A 6,221-nucleotide genomic window follows, 5' to 3' on the forward strand; every position below is an offset into this window, starting at 1 on the left:
TATAATCCTTGATCAGCACCAAAGGATTATAGATTATAATCATGCATTTCTCAAGTATTTCATCATTGATGAGAAGATTATAGGTAAACAGGCCAACGAATTGTTTGGAACGCAACCAAATTTCATGCACTATCTGCAAAATAAAACTTCAGGAAAATTAGATCTGAAAATTGACACTCCAGGGGGAGTATTGGACCTTGAAGCAGACATCACCTATATGATCGATGATAATTTAAACAGCGATCTCACTATTGTCAAATTTCAGGACCAGACTGCTATTAAAAAAGAATCTTTAAAGATAAAAGATCAGGCGGCCGAACTTCAAAAGTTAAACCAGTTAAAGGATAGAATCTTCTCCATTATAGCACACGACCTCCGCGCACCACTTGTCAATTTATCCGAAGTGCTTAAAATGATTTCGAATGACATCATCACTCCCGAGGAATTCAAAATGCTTGCCCCTATTTTAAGTAAAGATATTATCTATACCACTGATCTTCTGGAAAACATACTGCACTGGTCCAGAAGCCAGCTTAAGGGCTACGGAATTAATAAAGAATATTTTAATCTCCGAAATCTCATTATCAATGAAATAGACTATCACCAGCCCCCGGCATCTATTAAAGAAATCAAAATTGTACACAATGTTTTCCCAAATGTGATCGTGTTTGCAGATATGTTGATGATACAGATTGTAGTCAGAAATATCATTAATAATGCCATTAAGTTCAGTAATACAGGAGGCATCATTGATATATCAGCCAGTTATCAACGCACCGGCTTCGTTCATCTGTTGATTGAAGATAAAGGCATTGGAATGCCGGCTGAAGTCGTTCAGGATGTTTTTGGTGGTGCCAACATATCAACAAGAGGCACCATGCATGAAAAAGGGACTGGCCTGGGGCTTATGATCTGCAAAGAATTTATGCAAAGAAATGATGGTGACATCACTGTAGAAAGTGAGCCTGGAAAGGGCACTATTTTTACGATTAAAATACCTGTTGAACCAGTAAAAGAATAAAGGTGCCCAAATTCAAATTTGAGCACCCTATTTTAACTAGTAGCGTTGTTAATGGCTTGTTTTTCTTTTAGGGCATCAACATTATTCTTATCACCAAAATTTTGGGTTTTCTCAGCGAAATATTCCAGTATTCCTTTAATTGCATCCAGGTTATCAGAAACCCTCTGATGCATATCTGGTAAATCTTTATCTAGTCTTTTATCGCCTAACTCTATGTTATCCACCTCTATTTTACCTAGCTTCTGGATAAGCGCCTGCTGTGAGTGCTGTAAGTCTTCTAATTCCCTTACTATCTTTTCCATCAACTCAAACTTCTTTAAAGTATCCATATTTTGTTTTTTAAATTAAAAATCAATCCTATTGAATAAACAACAAACAATATCCCCGTTATGTTTGATCAATAATGACTGAGCGGAGAAAACAAAGACAATAAGTTTTGGTTTATTCAACAATACCTAATACTTTAGTTTTAAAGAAAATCACTAATTCCCATATTCTGCCGCTATGCGTTTAATAAAAAATATATTCTCTTTGTTCCTCCTCTTTCTTCTGCCCATTGTATTACATGCTCAAAAAAAGTCTGTTCCCGATCCTGTTAAACTAACGGAGTATTATGAAAACCAGCAATATACTGATGCAGTAAATTATCTTCAAAACTTCTACAAAGAGGACGGGAAGGAAGTTAAAATATGGAGACCACTTGCTTATTGTTATATGATGGCAGGAGATCTCTCTAATGCAGAACGGATTTACCTTAATTTATATGCATTGGAACCAAAAAACACAGCACTGCTTTACAACCTTGGTACGGTAAATTTAAAAAGAGGAAATCTTGAAAAGGCAGGTAATTATTATAAAGAAATTCTAAGCATAGATAGTGTAAATTTCGATGCAAGTAAACAACTTGCCCTCCTAAGTCAGAAGAATTTGAACTATGAAGCTGGTAAAGCAGAGGATCAGCTCAAATATCTAATACAGGCAAATAAACTAAATCCTGGTGATTCGGAGATTGCGGCGACGCTTTCAGAAGCTTATTTCAAATTTAACAGTTTCAATAAAGCTGATGAAATATTAAAACCTGCCATACAGGCAGACAGTGCCAACCTTCATTTATTAAGAATCAAATTACCTGTTGCCCGATCCCTAAAACAATATTCCGAAGCGATTCATACCGGACTGAAACTCCTGAGTCTTGGAGACAGCTCAACTTTGACATTAAACCATCTCGCTAAATCTTATTTTGATCTTCTGGATTATAAAAATGCATTAAATTATTTCTTGAAAATCAAGGGGGAAGACACCCGCAACGAAGACCTCTCCTATTCCATCGCTGTATGTTATAGAGGTTTAAGGGATGCTAAAAATGGGGTAAAATTCTTTAATAAGACCATCACTGAAGGTATTTCTCCAAAAACAGCTTCTTATTATGGATTGCTTGGGGAAGCCTATGAGTCCAATCACCAAAATGATGAAGCACTCAGTGCTTACAAACGGGGTTTATTGTTCGAGAATAATGGCAGTCTGTACTACAATATTGCTCTCCTTTATGAGAACAAACTAAATGACAAGAAAAATGCAATCATCTATTACAATTTATACTTGAAGAATTTCAAGGAAATGGATAAAAATCCTAAACTTGCGGCCTTCATCAAAAGTAAAATAGATGACCTGAAAAGATAATTATTTATTGACCAGCCTGGCTACATATTTACCTATGATATCAAATTCCAGGTTCACGGTATCCCCGACATTTACTTCATACAAATTGGTATGTTCAAGCGTATAAGGAATGATAAACACAGAGAACTCATTGAGCTCAGAATGAACAACAGTTAAGCTAATTCCGTTTACACAAACGGATCCCTTTTCCACGGTAACATTACCTCTTGAGGCGTCATAACGAAATCTATATTCTGAGCTCCCATCAAGACTTTCTCTCTTAATACATACTGCGGTCTGGTCTACATGCCCCTGAACAATATGCCCGTCGAGTCTTCCGTTCATCAACATACAACGTTCCAGGTTCACCTTTCTGCCCACCTTCAAACTTCCCAAATTGCTTTTTTCAAGCGTTTCCTGTATAGCTGTAACCGTATAAGTGTCTTCATTCAATTCCACCACGGTTAAACAAACTCCATTGTGTGCAACACTTTGGTCTATCTTAAATTCCCGACTAATATCAGAACGGATCTTAAAATGAAGATTTGTTCCTTCGTTAACAATTTCTTTAACCTCACCAAGTGTTTCTATAATTCCTGTAAACATAAAAATCTCTAATATTAACTTCTGTTTTTCCTCCAGTTTGTATCCTTTACGCTACTTTGTTCAGATAGATAGGGCACATTCTGTTTTTTTAGGGTCAGTACCGCACTAAGCGCTGCTATAAACGCCTCTTGCTCGTCTTCTGCCCTAAGGCTATCGGCATGAAAATATTTATTCACAAAATGTGTGTCGAAATGTCCTGTTCTAAACATTTCATGCTGCATCACAAATTTACCAAACGCCAATGTCGTTTGTATGCCCGTAATGTCATATTCATCAATTGCCCTTACCATCCGGTCTATCGCTTCCTCCCTGTCTTTACCATAAGTGATCAGCTTGGCAATCATAGGATCATAATATATCGGAATTTCCATACCTTCTTCAAATCCATCATCCACTCTTACCCCGTTTCCTTTCGGTGTGCGATAGGTCTTTAGCAAACCGATATCCGGAAGGAAATTATTTTCCGGATCTTCTGCATATACCCGGAGTTCAATAGCATGCCCGCTGATTTTCAAATCCTGCTGAGTGTAAGACAATGCCTCACCCCTGGCAATTTTTATTTGCTCTTTCACCAGGTCCAGTCCTGTGATCATCTCTGTAACCGGATGCTCTACTTGTAAGCGCGTGTTCATCTCCAAAAAGAAAAAATCCAGATTCTCGTCCAGGATAAACTCTACGGTTCCGGCTCCTACATAATTCACTGCCCGCGCTACATCTACCGCGCATTTTCCCATCTTCTGCCTGATCTCTTCTGTAAGTACAGAAGAAGGTGCCTCTTCAATAACCTTCTGATGTCTTCTCTGAATAGAACACTCCCGTTCAAAGAGATGCACAATATGACCATGCGTATCGCCCAATACCTGTATTTCAATGTGCCTTGGCGAAGAAACATATCTTTCAATAAATACAGAACCATCGCCAAATGCAGAGGTGGCCTCGCTCACTGCAAGCTGCATTTGTTCTTCGAAATCCTCTACCTGGTTAACAACTCTCATTCCTTTTCCACCCCCACCTGCAGCAGCCTTAATTAAAATCGGAAAACCAACTTCTACGGCACGAAGTTTTGCTTCGGCCACATTGGTTATGGCTTCCTCGGTACCCGGAACCATTGGAATATTGTATTTTAAAGCCGCAGCTTTAGCAGATAACTTATTCCCCATAATTTCCATGGCTTCCGGCGTTGGTCCTATCAGCACAAGCCCCGCCGCTTTTACTTTTTTAGCAAAATCTGCATTTTCAGACAGAAAACCATATCCGGGATGGATGGCTTCTGCTCCCGATCTCCTGCACGCCTCGATAATCTTCTCTGCAACCAGATAAGATTGGCTGGAAGCCGCAGGGCCGATACAAATAGCTTCATCAGCATATCTGACATGCAAAGCTTCCCGGTCCGCTTCCGAGAAAACAGCAACTGTTTTAATCCCCATTTCTTTAGCTGAACGCATAATGCGCAAAGCGATCTCTCCTCTATTGGCTATTAAGATTTTATTCATTAATAATCTTTATATAATTATGGAATCAAATTCTTCAGAATGTCTGCTGCCTGCTCAATCATTTCCGCGGAAACATCCAAATGCGTAACAAATCTAATAGTTTTTGGCCCAGTAGTGTTACATAAAATCCCTCTTTTGTTCAATTCATTGATTATTCCCGTGGTAGAAAAAGACTCATGAACATCAAAAAGGACAATATTGGTCTCCACCGGCATAACGCCCGAAACATATTTTGTTTGTAACAAGGCCTCACCCAATAATTTTGCATGTGCATGGTCCAGAGATAAGCGGCTAACCTGGTGGTCCAGCGCATAAATACCAGCAGCAGCTAAAAACCCTGCCTGCCGCATACCACCTCCAAAAACCTTCCTGATCTTTCGGGCTTTTTGTACCATTTCCTTTGAGCCCAACAACACAGAACCTACCGGAGCGCCCAGCCCCTTCGATAAACAAACCGATATTCCGTCAAAACAGGATCCGTATGCGCTGGCTTGATCTCCCGTGGCTTCCAAAGCATTGAAAATCCGTGCACCGTCCAGATGAAGTTTAAGCCCCCGTGCTTTACAAAGCTGGTAAATAGGCTCAATATCCTTCAATGTATAACAAGCTCCTCCTCCCTTATTCACCGTATTTTCCAAAACAACCAGGCTGGAATGGGGATAGTGTATATTTTCCTCATTGATTTCCCGTTCAATCATTTCTGCTGTCAAAATCCCTCTTGGCCCATTTAGTAATCGAACAGAAGCCATAGAGTGATAGGCAATTCCTCCACCTTCATAACGGTACACATGTGCTGTCTGATCACAAATCACCTCATCCATTGGTTGTGTAAAACATTTAATAGCAATCTGGTTCGTCATTGTACCAGAGGGGCAGAATAATCCCGCCTCCATATTAAACAAAGCTGCAAGTTTATGTTCCAGGCCGGAAACGCTCTCATCTTCGCCAAAAACATCATCGCCAATTCTGGCTGTCATCATAGCCTCCAGCATGCCTGTTGTTGGCTTGGTTACTGTATCACTTCTAAGGTCAATCTTTACCATCCTATTTCTTAAAATACATGAACACAAATATTAGCTTTTTATTACTTTCGTTTCTAATCATCACCCTTTTTTTTACAATTTTTGATTTAAAAAAAAAGAATTCAGAAAAACGCATCAAATACCGCACAAAAAAACACCTTAACAGCTATAAAACAACTATTTAAACCAACAAAAACAGTTTAAAAAAACACCCTGGCATTTGTCAAAAAAACAGAAATCAGCTATTAAAATTTGGAATTCAAAATAACAAATGTAATTTAGGCTTAGTGTTTTTTTAACAATATCTTAATTCTGTAATTTAAGACCCCTTAAAAGACCCCATTTTTCAAGTCAAAATCCTCTGGATTTAAGGTGAGAATTTTGTTTCTTTTTAAGACAATCAGAACGACAGAAATTAAG

General features: G+C 38.7%; 6 protein-coding genes. 2 read left to right on the forward strand and 4 right to left on the reverse strand.

What is annotated here, in order from left to right; translation table 11 throughout:
* The coding region (locus tag VNZ46_RS21370; RefSeq protein ID WP_325562405.1) for a HAMP domain-containing sensor histidine kinase at nucleotides 1-1,021 on the forward strand (1,021 nt) is incomplete at its 5' end.
* Between the two features lie 32 nt (nucleotides 1,022-1,053).
* On the opposite strand, the gene VNZ46_RS21375 is transcribed toward VNZ46_RS21370, so the two are convergent.
* On the reverse strand, nucleotides 1,054-1,350 hold the full coding sequence (locus tag VNZ46_RS21375) for a hypothetical protein (protein WP_325562407.1): 297 nt from the start codon (nucleotides 1,348-1,350) through the stop codon (nucleotides 1,054-1,056).
* Nucleotides 1,351-1,525: 175 nt separating this feature from the next.
* Between VNZ46_RS21375 and VNZ46_RS21380 the strand changes: the two genes are divergently transcribed.
* Nucleotides 1,526-2,701, forward strand: coding sequence for a tetratricopeptide repeat protein (locus tag VNZ46_RS21380; protein ID WP_325562409.1), 1,176 nt, complete (start codon nucleotides 1,526-1,528; stop codon nucleotides 2,699-2,701).
* Here VNZ46_RS21380 and VNZ46_RS21385 read toward each other — a convergent pair whose 3' ends face one another.
* From VNZ46_RS21385 to VNZ46_RS21395, 3 genes are read right to left on the reverse strand one after another with little or no spacing between them, the layout of a single operon-like run.
* Nucleotides 2,702-3,286: a riboflavin synthase gene (locus VNZ46_RS21385; RefSeq protein WP_325562411.1), complete on the reverse strand. Its 585-nt coding sequence runs from the start codon at nucleotides 3,284-3,286 to the stop codon at nucleotides 2,702-2,704.
* A gap of 14 nt (nucleotides 3,287-3,300) precedes the next feature.
* The gene (accC, locus tag VNZ46_RS21390; RefSeq protein WP_325562413.1) at nucleotides 3,301-4,779 is read right to left on the reverse strand and encodes an acetyl-CoA carboxylase biotin carboxylase subunit; all 1,479 of its coding nucleotides are present in this window, start codon (nucleotides 4,777-4,779) and stop codon (nucleotides 3,301-3,303) included.
* A 17-nt stretch (nucleotides 4,780-4,796) separates the two neighbouring features.
* Nucleotides 4,797-5,822, reverse strand: coding sequence for a GntG family PLP-dependent aldolase (locus VNZ46_RS21395; protein WP_325562415.1), 1,026 nt, complete (start codon nucleotides 5,820-5,822; stop codon nucleotides 4,797-4,799).
* Nucleotides 5,823-6,221 lie beyond the last annotated feature (399 nt).

The organism is Pedobacter sp. (assembly GCF_035566355.1).
Classification (GTDB): Bacteria; Bacteroidota; Bacteroidia; order Sphingobacteriales; family Sphingobacteriaceae; genus Pedobacter.

Coding starts and splice junctions, on each gene's coding strand:
- VNZ46_RS21375 (WP_325562407.1), bottom strand. CDS start 1,350: ATGGATACTTTAAAGAAGTTTGAGTTGATGGAAAAGATAGTAAGGGAA.
- VNZ46_RS21380 (WP_325562409.1), top strand. CDS start 1,526: ATGCGTTTAATAAAAAATATATTCTCTTTGTTCCTCCTCTTTCTTCTG.
- VNZ46_RS21385 (WP_325562411.1), bottom strand. CDS start 3,286: ATGTTTACAGGAATTATAGAAACACTTGGTGAGGTTAAAGAAATTGTT.
- accC (WP_325562413.1), bottom strand. CDS start 4,779: ATGAATAAAATCTTAATAGCCAATAGAGGAGAGATCGCTTTGCGCATT.
- VNZ46_RS21395 (WP_325562415.1), bottom strand. CDS start 5,822: ATGGTAAAGATTGACCTTAGAAGTGATACAGTAACCAAGCCAACAACA.